The following is a 20,613-nucleotide window of genomic DNA, read 5'->3' as shown; positions in this document are numbered from 1 at the left end:
TGATTTACGTATAGCTTGATCAATTCATTTATTAATTTTTGATTAATAATAAAATATACCTATATTCGGCTATATTTCTCTGATCCACTCTCCATCACGTACTGTTAAAACATACAATATGCGCAGATTAATATTATTTATTTCATTGTGATAGCATGAAATATATAGTCTTATACGATACTCTCACTGCATCTGATTAATAACCAATTAATAGCCGTTTGAAACGGATATGCGACAAGCATAGAATTTTTTACTAACTGCCAATTATGATATCTCGTTAAAGTAGCGCGACATTCAATTCGGAGTAGTTGGTAATGACAAACTATGATTTTTATCCGTCAGCAATTAAGGTAAAACATATTGCTATTATCGGAATAATTACTTTTTCTCTTTCTGTACCTGCTTATGCTGCTGGTGGGTGGTCGAATGAAAACACCCCGTGGCAGTTTGAAAGTAATGCTGACAAAGCGAACAAAATGCTCGTTTTGGATGTGATGGAAAAGAAAAAAGGCGGTTATTACGATGGTTTCAAGACTGTCACCAACATCACGAATAACATCGATAAGCAAATCAACTGCCAATTCCAGCCTACGGCTAAAGCGAATGAGAGCCAGATTGCACAAACAGCACAGACTTCTTCTCCTCAAGCTCCGGTTAGCGCCAATAGTAATTCAGACAGTGCCGGCAATAGCTACAGTAAAGCGGGTGATGAACAAAATTCATCTACAGATACGAACAGGCAAAACAATACGGGCAGTGTTTCCGCCAGTGTAGATCACTCACCTTCCAGTGCAAATGGTGGAGTCATTAATGCAGGCAATGGTCAAACTTCACAGAGCGGACATAGCACACAAAGCAACAGTGGTCATCAAAGTGTAACGACGAATGGTGGTCAGGCTTGTGAATTTCGCGGCGCACTAAACTAATTTGAAGGCAATCTCCATGAAATTTGTATCGATTCGCAAAAAACGTACCTTGATTATGTCGATGGTCACAGCAACTGTGCTGCTTAGTGGCTGTGCTACAGCACCTAAAGGGATCATTTATGAAAAAGGTGAAGCACCTGTGCTAATTGGCACAAAGCCACGCAATAATATCACGCCAGTTGAAAGTGCTTTTAGTTGTTATGCCAATGCATTACGGGCAAATCATACGCCAGTTGTCTCCGTTGCTGTTGGGAATGTAAAAGACTATACCGGCAAGTATAACCAGGATGAAGGCCACGCCATTACTCAGGGTGGATCACTGATGGTTTACTCTGCACTGGGTAAAATTGGCTATCCAATTCAGATTCGCGAACGCTTTGATCCTGATATAGCAGAGCGTGAATTAGGTTACATCGATAAGCGCCAGCTCGGTGATGGTAACCAGCATAATCTAACTACAGCAGAAGGCCGCTCTGAAGGCGTTAATTGGCTGCCTTATCACGGTGGCAGTATCTTAAAGTCGGACTACTATATAGTCGGCGGTATTACAGAGCTGAACTACAACATCCAGTCCGGCGGTGGCCAAGTCTCGGTTTCGGGAATAGGGCCAAAAGCAAGAATATTTACGATGAATATTGGCGTTGACCTGCGCTTGGTCGATACAAAAACACTTGCAGTAGTCAAAACCAGTAGCTTGCAGAAGCAGATCACTGGCTACGAGACGGGCCTTGGCATCTTCCGCTTCTTTGGCAGTAATCTTTTTGATATCAATGTTGGTGAGCGCAATATTGAGCCTATTCAGCTTGGTGTGCGGACCACGATTGAAACATCTGTACTTGAATTACTGTCCGGTGTGACCGGCATCAGCAGTTACAGCTGTATTCAGAATGCCTTTATACCAGCACAACAAAAGACTACAGAGTAATCAAATGATCTTAAATGCCATTCCATCTTTACAGCTTGATAGAGCTTCGCAGCAAAAATGATGGTGTATAGATCGAATGAAACAGTTCCCACGTCCGGAGCGCTGAACCCGCTCCAATAACCCACCCGGGATTCACCTGAATCCCATACCCCATCCATACGGATGACTTAATGAACCCAGTAAGGAGAATCCTCATGAAACAGCTTAACACAAAGCAAAAAGTTTGCGTCCGTCTGATAGTTGGTGCAATTGCTGCACTGAGCATCAGCCATGCTTCAGCCGAAACTAAAATCGGTTCCGAGATCAGAAATGATCAAATCAGCTCCAAGCTTGAAGAAGCTAATCAGCTGAGTAGTTTTAAAAACGAAAATAGTCAATTTAATGCAAAACTGACACAGTATAAGAATACTGCCAGCGCAAATGCGCGGGCGAACGAGATTAACGCAACATCCGAAGTAAATACTCCGGCTATCGCCTTAGAAAATAATAGCGCAATTACAAACATACAGAGAAGCTTAGGTAATACTACTGCTTTTAGTCAGGGCTTAACGGTCACTAAAGTTGAGCATAACTCTGTTACAGCCGATGTCAATGATAACCAGCGCGAAGCTATTTCAACAGGCAATAGCGCTGATAATGCTTCGATTGTTCATGCTCTGAGTATTAATGCTCAAACAGGCACTCCGGCTTCGAAAATTAGCAATCATCAAACTACCGATAATACAGCGGCTATTCGTGCGCAATCCAAATCAGATATGACTGGCATCAAGTCTAGTAATGCAATTGACGCACTCGTTGCCAATGTTTCGGATAACAAGCATAGTGCAACAACGTATGCCAATAGTGCTGTAAATGATACAAAAGTGAACACTGTTTCAGAACAGAAAAATGCTGAGGCGAAACTGAGCAATAATCAAAATAGCAAGGCTGAGAATACGTCTGATAGCAGGATCACCACACTTGGTGCCGAGCTTGCGAACAGCACAGGCGCTGAGCTAAATATCAATAACAACAAGGTCAGAATCAATGCGACTGACAACACAGCCAGTAACAGCCTTTTTGTCAAAGCTGGCACCAGTGCTGCAGGATCAAACTTGGCTTTACTAAGCCAACAAGAGAGCAGCAATCATGCTACCAAAGCTAGCTCACATGTAGATAATCTGGGTATTTCAGCTAACAACATCACTAGCGTTCGGACGCTAAATATCAATGGCAACGTATTTGAGTCAGCGGCCAGTAATAACCTAGCAAGCAATGCCACGACATTAAATGCCACCACCAGCCTGACTGCTGGCAAAATTGGCCTGGAAAATAAGCAGAAGAGTGACTCAGTCGATACCGATGCTCATAACACAATTGCGAATGTTCTCGGTATTCAAGCTGATAATCTTGGCGGTGCTGCTGGTACTGTTTCAGGTAACCAAATTTCAGCGCGGGTCATGCACAATAGTGCAGGCAACGAGCTTGCCAGCACAGCAAATAGTATTGAGCAACTTGAAGCAACTCATAAGAATGTTCAGGAATACCGTGGCGACAAGAGTGAAGCTCAAAATACAGTTGGATTACTGGGCATCAAAGCAGGTCAAGTTAACAATGATGGTAACGTTATTGGCAACAATAGCCTGGAAGCATTGGCCAAAACCAACAGTGCAAACAACCGCACTATTGTAACAAGCCTTGCTGGAAGTATTGCTGGTAGTAATATCAGAAGTGAAAATGATCAGCTTATAGCTGCAGAAGGTGTTACAACCAGCAGTAATACTGTTAAATATGTTGGGATCGTAGCTCCCCAAAATATTGGCTCTAATAATGTAGTAACCAAAAACCTTGTCAGCGCTAATAGTCTGGGTAACGATAGTGCAAATGCAGTGACCGCCTCTTCAGCAGGTGCGCTTCGCAATAATACACTTAGCATTAGCAATGATCAGATGAGCGAGCAGAGTAACGCTAACAGCCTTACATCAGCGACGAATACGATCAAGGGCATTATGGTCTTTAATGAGAGTAAATTAACAAATGACTCTCATAAAAATACTGTTCAATACAATACCGTCAGTAGTAATGCGCTTCAAAACCAATCATCTAACGTACTCTCTGCTAAAGGTACTGAATTATCAGGAAACCGGGCTACTTTGACGAATAAACAGACAGTTGGCATGAATCGCCAGACCAATGCCAGCAACCTTGTTTCAGACCGTATCGGTATTGCGGTACTGAGAGCACAAGATGAGCAGAATGTTAATAATAACGAGCTGTTCGCTGATGCTAAAGGCAATAGAGCTAACAATGATATGTCACTAGTAGCCAATGCTGGTCAGGCTGAAATTGCTACCGAAGCCCTATTGAGTAGCACCCAAGAGGGGCACAACAGCAAAGTTAGCGCCAATAATGATATCGAGCGAATTGGTGTCATTATGCAGCGTGGTAATGGTGTGACTCAAAATATTCTCAAGAACAATGTGAGTAGCTTGGCTATTAACAATCTGGCGATGAATAAACAAGCAGTCTCTGGCGCAACTAACCTGGCGGTTTCTGCACCAGTGAGTTTGTTCAATAGCCAGAGCACATCTGATGGATTTGAAGCTAAAGCCAATGTTCGTATTGGCGAACTATTAGCCGATATTACCGACGGAGTTACTGGTAACAATACTCTGACGCTGGAAGGTAATGCAGTGAGCTCTGATGCTCGTGCGAACTATGCTATTAACCGTAGCGAGTTAAGCTCAGGCACAGTGTTAAATGCACAGTCTAATTCAGGCATCACCAACCAGCAATCAACCGGGATTGGCAGCGTCTCGTCAACACTGGAAATCGGCAAGTATGGTATTTCAGTCAATTCACAGAATGCAGCAGGTTCAAATTCATTCACCGTTGCCAATAATGTTCTGAACAGTAAAGCCAGCGGTAACTATGGTGAGAATATTTTGGCAGTACGTAGTGGCACAGCGCTTAATACTGGGAACAATAACTTATTCATTATTGATAATAATCAAGAGAATGATGCTGCAATTAGCGCAACGCTCAATGCTGCAACCAGTATTAACAGTACCAATACAGGATTGAATGGTTCTGATAGCCGTATCCTTAATAACCGCAGTAACGTCTACGCTGCTGGTAACAATGTAGTGAATAATATGGTTGTCAATGCCGGCGTTGATGGCAATAGCATCAATACAAAGATCACTAATACTCAAGTTAATGCAGGCGATGTTATTGCCCGCAACGACAGCAGCCAAATTATCCGTGATGCATCAGGATCAAATGGTGTAGCTAGTGCTACTTTGTACGGCAACAGTGCTATGGCTTCGGCTGTTGGCAACGCTGCTTCAATCAGCAGCGTTATTCGCAGCGGAAATTAATCCCGACAAAAAAGGGAAGAGCCATGCTCTTCCCTTTTTCTATTTAGCAGACGCAAACATCTCTGTTGGTGGATGTTTATATGATTTCTTGGTAAGAACCTTAATTTTTTATCGAAATAGCCCATATTGGAGTGGATGTGGCCAAAATTCTCAAATGTTCATATTGCGTCTCATCCCCATGCCATACTGTATGTAGAACTTAACATTTCAAGCATTGCTCTTATTGAAATGCAAAGTTTCCTAGCGATATATAAGCGATACGCTATACAAATCGCCTTGTTCTTTGGTAAGTATCGAGATAAAGGAAAAGCACTTTATGTTCAGCAACATAAATTCAGATAGTAAATCGTTACAATATCAATATATGGATACGCATGATGTGCCTGAATCAAAGCGTTTCCGTGTATGGCATGAGATGATCAACACTATCTTTCCCAGATTGCAAATTAAACAAGCAAAGCCTTGTTCTGATTTTCAGGCATCTGCATCGGTCTGTAGATTTGATCAGCATGTTTTGGCAATGATCAATACCGCTGATGCGGTCTATCATTTTCAGGGAGCCCATCATGATGATGTAAAGCCATTCTGGTTATGTCTTTATTTCCCAATCACAATACATGGCGAAACAACGCACTTCATCAATCAAAAACAGATTAAGACATCCTACAGCGCTGGTGATTTTTATATTTTTGATGAGCGATATGAATTTGCTATTAAGTCATCGGCAGGAAAAGGTATTCTTTGGCAATTTTCAATAGAAAATACTGATCATGAAAAGTATCGTGTATGGCAACAGCTTAACCCTGAATTAGCTACAGCACTTATCCGTCAACACAACCTTTTTCCACTTTTACAGCAACATCTTTTTGAATTACAGCGTATTATAAAGGAAGCAGATGAGGCATCGTTATTTTTCCTTTTCCAGTGTGCCATTCAAATTCTGGAAGAGATCTTACAAAATATTCTCAGTGCTATGGTGCAGAAAGATGATCTAGAGGGTATGGCTGCAACGCACTATAGAGGCCTCTATTTTGCGGCTGAGCAATATATCTTGGATCAGATGTCCCGGCCTTTGAAGCCAGAAGACCTTTCTGATGCACTAGGTACATCAAGAGCCACATTGTTTCGTGCTTTCACTCATTGCAATACGACACCCTACCAACACATTATCCGCCTTAAGCTTGAAAAGCTTCATCAGTTGCTCAGCAAAAAGAGTTTTGCAAACCAGCATATCTCAACACTGGTTTATCAGTGCGGTTTCAATAATATTGATCAGGCTGGAAAGCTATTTAAAAGACATTATGGCGTCAGTATGAGCAGCTACCGGAAGCAGATACAGCATGAATCCTCAGAACCATAACAATGCTTATTGATTTTTAGGTAAATATACCTATTTCCAGTGATGGTTATCTAATGATACAAGTGTTTTAATACTCATACACTTTTGTATTTATAGATTTTATTCATTATTGATACCAACCCTTTGCTCCATAAGCTCGGATGCCAATATAAGCGTTCACTTATTTGCGCTATCTGAACCTACTCTGGTGTGAGGGAATTAGATCATGCAACATGAATACGTAGACTGCGATTTTGTAAAGTTATGAGTACGGAAGAATATAGCAAGCCCTCCATTGAAAGAAGCAATATTATGTTGAGTCTTATCCTCGAACAAAATCAGCAAAGATTAAGTGAGCAGCAGCGGCTAGCACTGCTGCATGATGGTTTCAGTACGCATCACCTCTCTACATCTGCTTTACCCAAAAAAGAACGCTTTGATTATTGGCGAAGTAATCTGTCAAGTGTCTACCAAGGGTTACAAGTCGAGCCTTTAGTGCAAAACCAAAGTGGATATGTCGATGTAGAAATTGCTTTTACCAAGCGCATTATTCTTGGTGTGGGTATTAATGATGCGGCAAATTGTACATTCACGCAAACTGATGATGCAGATGCGGATTTATTTTGGCTATCTTTTTATTTCAGCCTGAATAGCAAAGCGGAAGCTAAGCTTATGCGCAGCCATCGCGCTAAAGATGAAGTGGCGATCAAAGTAAATCATTATGACTTCATGCTCTACGATAGCCGCTATATTTCCGCATTAAAAAATCAGGCTGGATCCGGTGCAGTACTGCGTATCCCAATATGTCGCCATGATTTTCCCCACTCAACTCCAGAATGCTTTGCTGATCCATACAGAATGACCAACTTCATCAAGCAATCAAGCCTTTATCCATTTATCCAAGGAAGAATTAGGTTTTTGGCTGAGCAACGGCAAACTCTCGATGAAACTTGTAAAAAAGCATTGTTGATGCAAGTTGAAACCATGCTCCACCATATTCTCCTTGAGGCTAACCAAGCCTTGAGTGGACACAAAAGTACCTCAGACTCAGAGAAATCGTACGCCGCACAATTTAGTGCAGCTGAGCAATATATGCTGAATCATATATCTCAGCCACTACGGATTCATAAACTGGCAAAAGCAGTTGGCTGCTCAACCAGCCAACTATATAAAATATTTGCATATTATGATACCAGCCCGGCGAAGTATGCGACCAAGCTACGACTCGAATACTTACTTCGTTTGATTAAGGCAAGCCCTATGGAGTCTTTTTCGCATATGATCTCTCGCTGCGGCTTTGATGATTTAAGTCAGGTCGGGAAGATTTTCCGCAAAACTTATGGTATGACTATGAGTGAGTGGCGTGAGCAAGCAATAGGTAGCTGATTTTCATGTCTGGTGTATCTAAGTAAAGGTACATATTGCACACAAGATTAATTTGCCGCGTCATCTTAATATGATATCTCAAAATTTTGACATCAATGATCTTATGTGTGATGTGGTGGATAAGTCAGCTATATTTTCTGCTCATTACAATGTATTGAAATACTTGGTGTACATTCGTTCAAACTGAATGGGATCACTTAGTGACGTTTCTTCTATCTTACCGTTTTCCCTGATCCTCAGCACTTGGTCAGTCAGGGTAATACGGCCGTGTTCGGTTGGGCGACTGATCATGCGCTGACTGGTGAAAAAGGATTTAGGACTGGTTTGGTGATATCGGTTCATAGCGGCAAACTCAGCCAGCTTTCGTGGAGTCGGGTCGAGTAAATAAGTGGGATTACCATCTTCGCTGACTAAATAAAGTCCTCGATGTGGCGTGATTTGGTAGTTGCCGTGTGGATCAGCTTGTATTTCTTCGCTCTCAAGCTGCAATGGGTAGCGCGCAAAAGAACCAAAGCCGACATCAACCAGCCAGTCGCAGCCGTCGAGTGAGACCAGTAGCGCCATGTGGTCACAAGGTTCACCAAAAGTCTCACCTTGTTGGTGCACTTGTGCCGATACACGGCATACCTCGTAGCCTAATGCATCGAGTAAGCTATAAAACAATCCATTGAGTTCGTAGCAATAACCGCCACGCTTGCGCGTGACGATTTTCTCGAACAGCACCGATTCATCAAGATTGATCGGCGTGTTGCTATGTATATCCAAATTCTCGAATGGAATGAAAAAGAGATGCTGAGTTTGTAGTAGCCTTAAACTCTGAATACTGATGTCAGGAGTATGATCTAAGCCAATACGTTCTATATATTTCTGTATATCCAATGGTATTACTCCGATTAATCAGTAAGGTGATCGATAATAGAGAACAATCAAGATTCCAGCAATAGCATTTCTTGTGCCTATTTCCATATCGTAGATAAGAAATTCACATGGAGTGACTTATTTTGAGTTTGGATAGTGATGATGTATGTGTATAGAGTATGGAAATACATAAACCAAGGAATATGAATTTGGTTGGCTTTTGAGCAGTATAGTGTATCAACCAATGTGTTTCCGTATGTCATGATCTTTGACCTGAGTATATGATCTTGTATCAAGTACCAAATGGCAATCGGTACTAAATAATTTTCAGCTCGCTATAATAAGGAGATATCCCTCAATGGAGTGTTCTATGGTCAACCCCACTATCACTATTGATGCCTTTGGCAGCGCTGAAAAGTTAAATTTTCATCGAGATTATCTATGCCCAACCTGTGCTGAAGGTGAAGTGCTGGTTGAAAATCACTTCGCAGGTGTTAATCCGATTGATTGCAAAACCCGTGCTGGGCTTGGCTGGGCTGCAGAAAAAATTGCTGATGATTTGCCCGCTATTCTAGGCTTTGATCTCGCCGGTATTGTAGTGGAGAGTAAAGATCCGCGTTTTAATGTCGGAGATCGTGTTTGTGCATTAAGTTTTGATGGTGGTGCTTATGCTCGTTATGTGAGCGTCCAAGCTGATTTACTTGCGCATGTTCCACAGAATGTCTCATTAGAGCATGCAGGTGCATTGCCGTGTGCTGGTGAGACCGCATGGCAGCTGATCGAGAAAGCCAATATTCAGGCTGGTGATCACGTAGTCATCAGTGCTCCGGCTGGAGGCGTTGGGCATATTGCCTTGCAGTTACTCGCTAAAACGGGCGCAACCATCAGCGTCATTGCATCAGAGGATAAATACAACTTGATTAAAGAGTATGTATCAATCGAAAATTGGATTAACTACCGCGATTGTGACGGCTTTCCATCACTTGAAGCAGATTTACTGCTTGATCTGGTTGGTGGTGATGCTGGTGTTGCTGCACTTGCTACTTTACGTGATGGTGGTCGTGCTATTTGCTTGCCGAGCATTCATGTCCCGACCCTCAAAGCCGCTGGCGAAAGCAAAGGCATTGATGTTGTCGGCTTCATCGTCAAGCCCGATGCAGCCACTCTCGATAAATTGCTCGCGCACCTTGCTGATGGCAGCCTGACCTTGCACATCGCACAAAAATATCCTTTGTGCGACGCTAGCGAAGCACACAAAGCACAGGAAAGCGGCCGTACTTATGGCAAACTCGTACTCGATATTACTGACGAGAATTGATTATGTTACTGTCCTTATTGACGCTCTTTAACCCTGCCAACAATATGGCACCAGCATTACTGAGCGGCTTGCTGTTTGCCTTTTATCCGGCTACTTATGAATCTTCACAGCTGCCAGAGCAGCCCACAGCCGAACAACTCGTACAAGCACAGCACACCATCGCAAACGCCCCGGCTTGCAAAGCCACTTTCACCCCTCTTACAGACAGTTCCATTACCCTTGATGACTTCGGGCTTAGCCATCTAAGCAATATGTCGCCGGTGCACTTTGTCAACGTCTGGGCGACTTGGTGTGCGCCGTGCCGCGCAGAATTGCCCATCCTCGTAGAGCTTGGCGAAACCATCCCCGCCTCAATTGACATGCTCAACCTTGGGGATAGCCCCGACATCATCAGCAAATTTGCCGAACAAATTGACGCACCATACGAATTGATCGGTACGCCGGCACCGGAAAACATTCTGCAAACCGTCAATGCACAAGGGTTGCCATATAATGCTGTCTTCTACGGTAACCAACTCATCGGTACGCGTAATCAAGCCATCCACGATGGTGAGCAACTTGGCACTTGCCTCGTTGCCTTGCACGAAGTGGAATAAACTATGCAGCGCCGCCAACTGCTCCAGTTTGCCATCGGTAGCGGTGCACTACTCGCGACACCATATAGCCTTGCTGATAGCGCACAATATAGCCCCGCCAATCTCGCCTTCATTACTGATATCATCCGCCACACTATTGCCATTGCCGACATTACGCGTGGCACACAAACTGGCATATTAGACCTGCCTATCCTACCCAAGCTGATTGCCAGCAGCAAAGACGCACCCTACCTTGCTTTTACCGATCGCATCATCAGTGGCGTATATCTTTATGACCTTGCCACCCAACGGCTACACCACTTCGACTTACCCACCCCGGCCTATAGGCTCTTTTTCCTGCCCAAAACCAGCTTGCTGATTGTCGCCCTAGAAAGCCAAATTGCCCTTCTTGATTATAAAAGCGGCAACCTCGATATATTGCCTGACCATTTTCAAGCGAAATTTGCTCATTTTTCTACGGTCATCAATAGTATTAGCGGTCATATCAGCGTTTTACAACAACGCAGCAACGGTATCAAAACCATCCATATTCCTCAACGCGAACCGCAATGGCAAACCCTTCCCGTTGGCGGCGAACATGGCTTCGCGCATGGTATGACTAACCCAGCCAACACCATCCTTGCTTTTACCGATTACCATCGTGATACTGCCTATCTCTACGATACCGAACGTGAAATTCTGCTCGATCAATTTCCGTCTGATGACGACACTCTGTTCATTGACCCGTACATCAGCGACAGTGGTCATGCTGCTTTTGCCACTCTTGGCGGTATACTGCGCGTCTATCTTGATCCGCATAGTCCTGAACAAATCATCAGTACACAGCTTGACTTCATCCCACGCTACTTGCGCAGTGGTTGGCTTGATAAATATCTGGTTATCGCTGGTGATGGTTGTCTACAAATCCGAGATTTCACTACGCTCGACGTTATTGCTGAGCAGTACTTTTCCACTGATCAACCCATTATGAATATTTGGATCAGCGGGAGTAGCAAATATGTCCTATTCACACGTAGTGGGCAAAATGCTCTATTCGTTTACGACTTGCAACGCCTCACCCTTAGACACATCATCGATCTGCCCGCCCTTGAGCAACCCTATCGCATCGTCATGAATAGCAGCAATAATATCTGCTTTTAATGTTCCACGTGAAACATTGATAAAGGAATCCCTCATGAGCAGTAATCTTGTCAACAGTGACTGGCTCGTCGCAAACCTGGATAACCCCAACCTGATTGTGCTTGACGCAAGTATGGACAGTATTCAAGGCGATAATAGCGCGACAGAGTATTACATTCCCAAAGCTCAGATCTTTGATATTGAACACGACTTTTCTGATTCAGATTCTGACTTGCCACATACCATACCAAATACAGCGCAATTTACAGCCGGTATGCGAAAGCTCGGCATCAAACAGAACTCAACTATTGTCATCTATGATAGCAAAGGCATTTACTCATCACCTCGTGCGTAGTTTCTATGTAAACTATTTGGCCATAAACGTGTGTTTGTTCTGGATGGTGGATTGCCTGAATGGCTGGCTAAGAAATATCCATTATCAACACAAGCCTCATCTGCAAAAGCTCTTTCCAGCTGGACAGCCACTTACCAGCCAGAGCTGGTTTGCAAGAAAAGTGATCTGTCTGCATCATCACAGCAGATAGGCAGCAAAATTGTCGATGCCAGAAGCCATGAACGTTTTCTCGGTATTATTCCTGAACCAAGGCAAGGGCTACAAAGTGGGCATATTCCTACGGCTATAAACATTCCTTTTATCAGCGTATTGGAGCATGGTCATTACAAAACAAAATCTGAATTACACGAACTCTTTACAGCACAAGCTATTAATACAAATGACAATGTGTATTTTTATTGCGGCTCTGGCGTAACCGCCTGCATCGTTTTACTTGCTGCACTTGAAGCAGGCATCAATAAAGTTAGCCTCTATGACGGTTCTTGGTCAGAATGGGGACGCATTTAGCAGGTGCTGTCTATATTTTAGACACTTCACATATTTGGACTATCAATAGTCTCCAAACCCGACAGCAACGTTCCACGTGAAACGTGCAATAAAAGTATATGAATGACAACAATCCCACACTCTATACCGCACTCGAATTTCTCACTCTGCCCCTGCCGAACGGCTGGCGCTATTGCCGCATGCATGGACACAGCCCGTTAACATTGACAATGGCTACGAATTTCTGGCACATCAGCCCATCGAAGTTATGCAGTATGTGTGCTCGAATTATCTCGTCATTCATGAATATGAATACTGGAGTGAAGACCCGAACTTTACCGCTTTGGCTCTAGCCGGCCCTGCTGAACAAGCACAAGTCGAAACCATCCTGGGCCGATTGCGCGAACAGGCATACCAACAAAGCTATCTTGAATGGCTCAATGATGAAAGCAGCATGACTGCCGCACAAATCGTATTGGATATCCTGCAATGGCCTTTGCTGCTCGGCAAGCAACCTCCTTTAACCCAGGAACGGTTGCACGAACTACTCGACAGCGAAACCTACGGCACATTTACCGCTGCCCTACGCAACCCTGAACAGTGGCGATAAAATAAAGGGTGCACTAGACTACTGCGGCCTCAGCAATATCTTTTGTCATATCGCCGAACCATTTATATTTTAATAAGAGGGTTGCGGACGAAGAAGGTACTTTAGTACAGAAGACAGCACGACTCAGTATCAATTTGAAATTATTCAGCCATAAACTGGTGCCAGTCTGCCCAATCCTTCTACGCCTTATTATCAAGGACTTGTCTATTTCAAGGCAATCCTAAAGATGCATGTCACTCTGATATGGATTTACTTAAATCAAGTAAAATATTTTTTGGCTCAAGCCCAACTAAAATATGCAGGGATAGCATTGGATCAGGGTTGTCGTTCTTTTCAATAGATAAATACGTATACGGATAATGGGTTGTCGACGAGCAATCTCTGCTGCTTTGTTGATAAGCTGATTGCCATGTCAGTTGTAGAGCATGCAAAGCCTGCGCATCATTATTCTGATGGGAAATGGTCAATATTGTGCCGTTGCGTGTAACATGAAATACTTTGGGTAAATGCTGCTGTAAGGCGTCATGCAAAGCAGCAGCATTGCCTTCCTGTATCTCTTCTTGCAGCTTGGCGGTACGGATGAGTGGTTCGCTGAAATACGGCAATACTGCGTCACTGATCAATTGCCCGCTTTCCCGTGCATGATCCCTGATTGATTGCAGTAGTATTGCATTGCCATAAATCACCCCGGCCTGTTGTTCAGGCAAGAACCCTTCAAACCCGCTTATACCGATGACATTTTCATGTAGTACGTCGCCATTCACGATAAACAACGTAGCGGGAAATGCCGCACACAGCTCGCTGATATTTTCCACTTTATCTTGCAATAGCACGACGTGCGGCTGATCGCGTTCGAGTGCGGCAAGCAATTCAGCTTTATCGCAGTAATCTGCTGCAATGTTGTTTGCCCATGTCGTATGCAAACCATCCTTAACGATCACTATCTTTTTGCCTTGGCTGCTCAACGCAGTACAGGTTGCTGACATTGCCTCTGCAGCTGAATGGAACAACAGCGCATCCTGTGCCGCAAAACGAGCGGCAAATTCACGCTCTATTTGCTGACGATGCTGTTCATAGTCGAGGCATTCCTGACTACTGATTGCTTCGCCATGACAAATCATGCTTTGCCTGATAAATGCCATTTGCGCTTGCCACTTTGTCCACTCTAATGCTGCTTTTTCCTGTTTTGACAATGGATTGCGTCCATACACCGAAAAACCACTCGCGATTTGATGCAGTAAGGCAATAGCCGGTGTGGCATCATCCATCGGTATCGCCCATCCTTGCATCCTGCTTCGTGCATACGGCGCGACTCGCTGCAAACGCCCAGCAATCTGGCGCCGTGTTTGCCGCTTGATATTGAGTAGCAGATCACTATCTACCCTACCCTCGTACGCCACGTTGTATTTAGGCAACAGGGCATAATGCAGAATCACGTCGTCAACCGCCAATGCTTGCAACTTTGTGATGAGCCCATCGGGCAAATAACCGGCAACCGCCACTTCAATATTCGCCTGTTCGGCGGCATGACAAATTTGCTCTAGCGCCGTAATAACGACTGGATGCAGGTAATCATCTTTGTGACCGGAACGGTTACTCGCGAGTAAAGTGCTACACAAATCATTCAGGCCAACAACCACACGTGACAAACCGGCCGCGATACATGCCTCGACCTGAAACAGTGCCGCTGGCGTTTCAATCATTGCGGCAATTTTACCGTCATAGCCCGCAGTGAGTAACGCGTCACGCACAAAGTGGATATCATCAGGATTGGTGACGAACGGAATAATTACATGCAGATTGGGATACTTTTCGCGAAGTGCGACAATCAGCTCAATTTCTTGCTGAAACGCAGCCGGTAATGCCCGCGCACGACGAACCCCGCGCAAACCAATCACCGGATTGGCTTCACTGTCGATTTCCTTGTCGCACCCTGCCAATACGTTGGCTTCAAAGGTTTCCAATTCTGTAAAGCGATACCACACGGCCTTGCCATCTGCCCTGTCGAGCAAAGTCGATAAATAGGCTTTGGCGTGCAAGCGCCATGTAGCGGTAGTCACGTACACACCATGCTTGCGACAAATGTATTCACCACGTACCAGCGCGATATTTTTAAACTCATCGAGTAACGATTTGTCCGGTAACTCGCTGCTAAGCGCCAAAGAATAATGCATGGTTGTACCTTGAGTGATGTTTCACGTGAAACAAGAGCGATGGGTTGTATAGGAGGACCCCAGAAAAACGGTTACAGCATTTAAAAACAAGGGATTATTCTTGTTTTTATTTTTTAGTTACACCGTGACCGTATTTATGGAATTGGATTGTAGCGCAGAAACAGAAACATAAATATAGGCAACCTGCACAATTTTGCCAGTACACAGCCATTGCAATATACGGGCATATAGTGTGTTCCATGTGGAACAGCATTTGGGTCATTATTTACCCTTTAACGCTTTATGCTCTCTATGCCTTTCTTTCAATATCAATACAAAAAATATCAGCATGCTGATAACCGCCAAGCCATTTAATATCCAATAATAGGATTTAATATGCAGCATATCTTCGCGTACACGATACGCCAACACGTTGTAGCGGTAGCTTTCTTCATCCCATATATCTTCGTTCGGTGCAAAGGCAAAATTGAGTACCGGAATCGGGTCTTGCTGCGTGCCGCGATGTTTATTTAAAGCAACCGGATTGAGTTTGATGATGACGCGGTGATGCTTTTGCAGATCGCTTCTCCACCATATACCCACATCTTTCTTCGATTTCTGATAATAAGACAAAGCATAAAAAGTATTGCCAGCTTTGATAAGATAAACACTCTTTTTGCCGTAACCAGTTTCGACAAAATGCTCTGTGCTAACCAACTGGTATGGACTTATAGTCACGTCATCAGACTGCGCAATGTATTCATCCACGTTGACAAAATATTCTATTACTGTCGGCAAAAGCAATATGACTACAAACCACGTCAATAAGACATAACCGCTAATGTTTAGCAGTATTTTTTCTGTTCTGCTCATTGGCTGAACAGGATTTTCCTTTAAACATTCTTTATTGAATGCCGGATCATTCAGGCGCATTTCAATTCCTTTCGCTTTAGACCACAAGTAGGTAAGCAGGCTAATGGCCAGCCATTACCGCATACAATATTAATAGTCTATACATTAAGATTCTGATGTATTTGCCCAACGCAAAGCAAATAGCCAAGCAAGTTTGGCACTTGCGGACTGGCATGAGTTTTCATCTAGTAAGCCATGTGCAAGGTTATTGCGTAGATTTGGGCCATATCCATCACAAAATAAAGCCTGAATATAAAATGTTTCATCTTTACCAAAGATCTCCTCAACTTCAGGATTTTTCATCAAAGTGCTTAATCCATTTTCTTGCTCTAAGCCAAGTGAGTCTGTATTGCTTGTTGTTACGCCTATTTCTTGTAATTTTATACGAACCATGTGTTCAATCTGAGGTATTAAAAAGTGTATTGCTGTAACAAAATCAACTTGATAACCGGCATAAATTCCTTTGCCAACTAAATTTGCACGATCAGATGGAAAATATTTTGATTGTTTGGCCATATCAATAAAATCTGATTCTGTTAGAAATGGTTTTGAATTTAGTATTGATAACGCAGGTAACAATTCTGAACTTACAAAAATATCACTCCATAAAGAAAAATACTCAATACTTGCTTTATGTATTAGATCACCCATATCAGAGGTGTTGGACATGCCAATTATTCTCTTATCATCACTAAGAGTCATATTAGTAGCAATATGACAGATAAGATTATTATATTGTTTATTAGCAGCCTGTTGGTAGATCTTATCTTTTTCTGGAATTGGATGGTTAATAATAAACTCCCAAGCTTCCTCTTGACTAAAATTTTTTATGGATTCTATATATTTTTGATATTGATTAGGAATATTGTCACCAACTTCCATTAAACTGAAGTCTGCCATAGATAAATTATTTTGAAGGTTTTTCCTCAATTTTTCAACGCTATCAATTTTACTTTCTACATGCAGTTGCTTACGGAACTCTTTAGGTATTAGACGGTATTTTTCAATAGACTGATTATAAATTATAAGAGCAGCCAGTTTATCTCCACTAGATAATCTTTTTGTTCCATGCTCTACAAAAACATCTGCGGCACGAGTAATTAGTTCAAAACATCTTTCTTTCTGACCATCTTTTTCATACCATTTTGCTGCCAACCTAAAATAATCTTCGGCTATAGTCCAATCATTTTCTTTTATAAATTTTTCTCCAAGCTCAATTAAATATCCAGCCACACACTCGGTATTAGGTTGGGCAAGTTTATAAATCAATAATATCTTGGCTAAAAAATATCCATAAAAACGCTGTTCACTTGTGGCATTCTGTAACTCTATAAGTAAATTATTTTGGATTGTTTCTAAATGATCATCACTTAATCCTTTAAAACTTTTAGCAAGGGTGATAGCCCGGTGGTAACATTGCTCGGCGTATTGGCACCATGTCTCATCACTGATTTCTATGGATGTATATGCTTCGATAGCAGTTAAAGCATCTTCTTTATTCCTAGGTTTTTTGCTCAACCATAATAAATCAGCTAATCGTCCTTTTAACGAATATGTTGCAACCACAGGAATAAGTTGTTCAAGATAATGAATATCCTCGGTTGTTAATTCAATTTTTTTACAGTAATCCCATTGTGAAAATTCAGATTCAGATGTTGGCCGAACTTCATATCCACACGCCCTAGATAAAACCCGATAAGCTTCTGTTCGTGAAATTTCCCCATTTTTCTCACTTTTTCGTGCTTCACATGTAAACAAAAGAGCCATAGCGCAGAATGAGTCTGTATCTTCTAGTTTAGTCAATGTACTGCATATTGCTTTCATATCAAATTCTTCAAGAACAGCCATTTATTACTCCATACTTAATTTATATCTAAAGTTACGGATACGCGGCATTAATGCTGAATTCGGGTGTGATAATCCAATTCTGCTTGTATGGCATCGCTGCCGATTGCGCTCAATGTGGCGGCAATAACAAAAGAAGTTTCATCGCTAAATGGATTGATGCGCCATGCGTGGCGTAAGTCGTCTATTGCCTCACTGCTATTGCCGCTATCTTGTAGCAGTACGCCGCGATGGAAGTATGCAACCATACGCAGGTAGTTGGGATGCAGGTCTTCATTTAGTTCGGATACAGATTCCTGGTATTTACCGACATTCAGGGTTTCCCAATCCGGATGGGTAGCACTCGATACTTGCAGTTGTGCATTGTCGTTTTGCCCTTTGATGTAGCGGTAGCGGATGGTTTTGAGGTCATCGCTATCAGTATTGAGCTGCCACGCGGCAAACAGGTCAAGCAGCGGTATGCCACCATCCGGCAGCAAAGCAAGGGCTTTACCGTACTGTTCAATTGCCGTTTGCTGATTCTGGTTCAGATGGTAAAGCACATGCGCGAACAGGAAATGCGCGAAGCCCAAGCGTTGCAGCCAAACGGGGTTTTTATCACTTGGTGCGCTAGCGAGCGCGTCTTGCATTTGAGTAATGCCCTGTTGCAAGGTGCGTTTGCGTAGTGGGTTGAGGCGAGATTGTTGTTGGCTTTTGCACACAGTGAGGTACCCCTGATTGAACGCGATCATAAAGCGGTTGTACGGGTCGAGATCACGGCGGGCAAGGACGCTTTTGATGGATTTTGTCTGTTCTTCAACATATTTAACGTCATCTGCATCACCAACACGGGCGCAATTTTCCAGCCTGATGGTGAGCAATGCCGGATGTTCGGGATGCTTTTCGCGCAATTCATCAATCGCTGCGTTAACGCAGCCAAGAAAATAGTTGTGTGATTCGAGTTCTTCGCTGAAATCAGCTGGCAGGTATTCATCGATACTTTCAATGACATGGGTGCTGTACAGCGCAACCAATTCAAGGTGCTTGGCCTCACGGGTAAGGTACTGTTGGTAAGCAGTAACAGCATCGTTAGGACGGTTCAGTTTGGCACAGCAGTACAGTTCATGGCGTCCGATATTACGGCGTTCATGCGGCTCAATATAAGAACCAAGTGCTTTGCGTACTTTACCAATATTGGCAAAAGCGCGTTCGTATTGCCCAAGCTCGTAAGGATAAGCAACGGTAACGTAGCCGTTTTCGATAAATGGTGACAAGGCAAAACCGCGTTCGGCAAGCTCGATGCAGCGTTCGATGTTGTCATTGTCGTTATGCAGGCAGCCGAGGTTACGGCACAGCATGGCATAAACGTGGGCATCACAGGCGTAGCCGTTTAATGCGCCTTGTTCAATGGCTTCATAGAGTTTAAGGGTGTGTTCGCCAATTGTAATGCCGAGGCGTAAGAGCTGTTTGTCGATGACGGGATTTTCGTCCAAATCATCATGGATATTGAGTACCCATGTGGCAGCGGTATAGAGCGTATCGGCTCTGTTGCAGGTTGGCGGGGTTAGGTTATCGGGTAAGGTTTGCCCTGCGAGAATCCGCGTTACCCACGTCATCCAATACGCGGTGGGATAGACCTGCCGTGCCAGTTCATCATCGCGCCCCTGCCAATGGGCAATCAATGCTTCATTTTGTCCGCTTTCGTAATAGAGCATGCTTTGGTCGCGGTCGTAATAATCGGGTTTGATGCCGCTGGCGCGCCATTCATCGAGCATTTTTTGCGCAGCGTCATAATCCTGTTCATGGGTAATCAGCCTCACTGCATTTTTGCGGTAGAAATACACGCGCATGTCCGGATATTTCTCAGCTGCGGCGGTCATCAGCGCATCCATTGCAGCCGCGGCGGCATCAGTCGGGTCATAATGATTGTCGGGAAGTGCAACAACGGCAGCATGCTGCGCATCTTCGTCCCAATCTGCCCAAAACGGCGGGATGCTCTCGACCAGACCGGCAAAATATTCGGCAACTTCAAATGCCAAAGCACGACTTTCTTCGGTGTCTTGTGCCAGTGCGATACGCACCAAATCAGGATGCTGGTAAAAGTTATTCGAGTTATGGCGGTAAGCCCGTTCGGCAGCGGCGTAAGCAGCAGTAATATCGCCAAAGTACTCGGCAACCAACGCGCGTTGGTAAGCGTTTTGTGCAATCAGGTTATTGCGCTCGAATACAGTCGAGTCGCTGTTTCTTTTGATGCTGCTATCGCGGTCATCAAGAATAGCCAAAATACTTTTATGGCCTTTATCGAGTTCGGCTTTCAGCTTGGGATGCAAATGCAAAATGCTCATCAAAATTCCTTTTCTGATTATCAGCTGTGTTCCACGTGGAACATCGACTACAACTCCATTTCAAAGATGGTTATGGGTAACCTAAAAACAAGAACAATATAT

16 protein-coding genes are annotated in these 20,613 nt (G+C 43.6%); 11 read left to right on the top strand and 5 right to left on the bottom strand.

The genetic code is table 11. From position 1 onward, the window contains the following. Positions 1–314: 314 nt before the first annotated feature. From KRX19_02375 to KRX19_02355, 5 genes are all read left to right on the top strand, one after another. Positions 315–926, top strand: coding sequence for a hypothetical protein (locus KRX19_02375; protein MBV7433859.1), 612 nt, complete (start codon positions 315–317; stop codon positions 924–926). Between the two features lie 16 nt (positions 927–942). Continuing rightward, on the top strand, positions 943–1,851 hold the full coding sequence (locus tag KRX19_02370) for a hypothetical protein (GenBank protein MBV7433858.1): 909 nt from the start codon (positions 943–945) through the stop codon (positions 1,849–1,851). Between the two features lie 194 nt (positions 1,852–2,045). Next, entirely contained in the window at positions 2,046–5,210 is a 3,165-nt protein-coding gene (locus KRX19_02365; protein MBV7433857.1) for a hypothetical protein, read from the top strand. 316 nt (positions 5,211–5,526) lie between these two features. Beyond that, a complete protein-coding gene (locus tag KRX19_02360) occupies positions 5,527–6,570 on the top strand; it encodes a helix-turn-helix domain-containing protein (GenBank protein MBV7433856.1) in 1,044 nt (347 codons plus the stop codon). Positions 6,571–6,813: 243 nt separating this feature from the next. Continuing rightward, positions 6,814–7,935 carry a helix-turn-helix transcriptional regulator gene (locus KRX19_02355; protein MBV7433855.1) on the top strand — a complete coding sequence of 374 codons (1,122 nt, stop codon included), beginning with the start codon at positions 6,814–6,816 and terminating at the stop codon, positions 7,933–7,935. Between the two features lie 144 nt (positions 7,936–8,079). On the opposite strand, the gene KRX19_02350 is transcribed toward KRX19_02355, so the two are convergent. Beyond that, positions 8,080–8,814 (bottom strand): arylamine N-acetyltransferase, encoded by a 735-nt coding sequence (locus KRX19_02350; protein MBV7433854.1) that lies wholly within the window; start codon positions 8,812–8,814, stop codon positions 8,080–8,082. 349 nt (positions 8,815–9,163) lie between these two features. On the opposite strand from KRX19_02350, the gene KRX19_02345 reads away from it, so the two are divergent. The 6 genes from KRX19_02345 to KRX19_02320 all read left to right on the top strand — a co-directional run bounded on the left by KRX19_02345 (position 9,164) and on the right by KRX19_02320 (position 13,277). Continuing rightward, entirely contained in the window at positions 9,164–10,111 is a 948-nt protein-coding gene (locus KRX19_02345; GenBank protein ID MBV7433853.1) for an NADP-dependent oxidoreductase, read from the top strand. 2 nt (positions 10,112–10,113) lie between these two features. Further along, on the top strand, positions 10,114–10,707 hold the full coding sequence (locus tag KRX19_02340; protein MBV7433852.1) for a hypothetical protein: 594 nt from the start codon (positions 10,114–10,116) through the stop codon (positions 10,705–10,707). Between the two features lie 3 nt (positions 10,708–10,710). Beyond that, entirely contained in the window at positions 10,711–11,847 is a 1,137-nt protein-coding gene (locus KRX19_02335) for a hypothetical protein (protein ID MBV7433851.1), read from the top strand. Between the two features lie 34 nt (positions 11,848–11,881). Beyond that, positions 11,882–12,181, top strand: a complete 300-nt coding sequence (locus KRX19_02330) for a hypothetical protein (protein MBV7433850.1) — start codon at positions 11,882–11,884, stop codon at positions 12,179–12,181. 51 nt (positions 12,182–12,232) lie between these two features. Then, entirely contained in the window at positions 12,233–12,688 is a 456-nt protein-coding gene (locus KRX19_02325) for a hypothetical protein (protein MBV7433849.1), read from the top strand. Positions 12,689–12,860: 172 nt separating this feature from the next. Beyond that, complete coding sequence (locus KRX19_02320) at positions 12,861–13,277, top strand: hypothetical protein (GenBank protein MBV7433848.1); 417 nt, start codon at positions 12,861–12,863, stop codon at positions 13,275–13,277. A gap of 233 nt (positions 13,278–13,510) precedes the next feature. Here the strand turns inward: KRX19_02320 and KRX19_02315 are convergent, their stop codons facing one another. From KRX19_02315 to KRX19_02300, 4 genes are all read right to left on the bottom strand, one after another. Beyond that, positions 13,511–15,451, bottom strand: coding sequence for a hypothetical protein (locus KRX19_02315; GenBank protein MBV7433847.1), 1,941 nt, complete (start codon positions 15,449–15,451; stop codon positions 13,511–13,513). A gap of 261 nt (positions 15,452–15,712) precedes the next feature. Further along, positions 15,713–16,363, bottom strand: coding sequence for a hypothetical protein (locus KRX19_02310; protein ID MBV7433846.1), 651 nt, complete (start codon positions 16,361–16,363; stop codon positions 15,713–15,715). Positions 16,364–16,447: 84 nt separating this feature from the next. Beyond that, the gene (locus tag KRX19_02305; GenBank protein ID MBV7433845.1) at positions 16,448–18,190 is read right to left on the bottom strand and encodes a DUF4209 domain-containing protein; all 1,743 of its coding nucleotides are present in this window, start codon (positions 18,188–18,190) and stop codon (positions 16,448–16,450) included. A 47-nt stretch (positions 18,191–18,237) separates the two neighbouring features. After that, positions 18,238–20,511 (bottom strand): hypothetical protein, encoded by a 2,274-nt coding sequence (locus KRX19_02300; protein ID MBV7433844.1) that lies wholly within the window; start codon positions 20,509–20,511, stop codon positions 18,238–18,240. Positions 20,512–20,613: the final 102 nt, after the last annotated feature.

It is taken from the genome of Cardiobacteriaceae bacterium TAE3-ERU3, from assembly GCA_019218315.1.
Lineage (GTDB): Bacteria > Pseudomonadota > Gammaproteobacteria > Cardiobacteriales > Cardiobacteriaceae > JAHUUI01.
The sequence above is the reverse complement of the archived record's forward strand: the minus strand, read 5'-3'. Positions and strand labels throughout refer to the sequence as shown.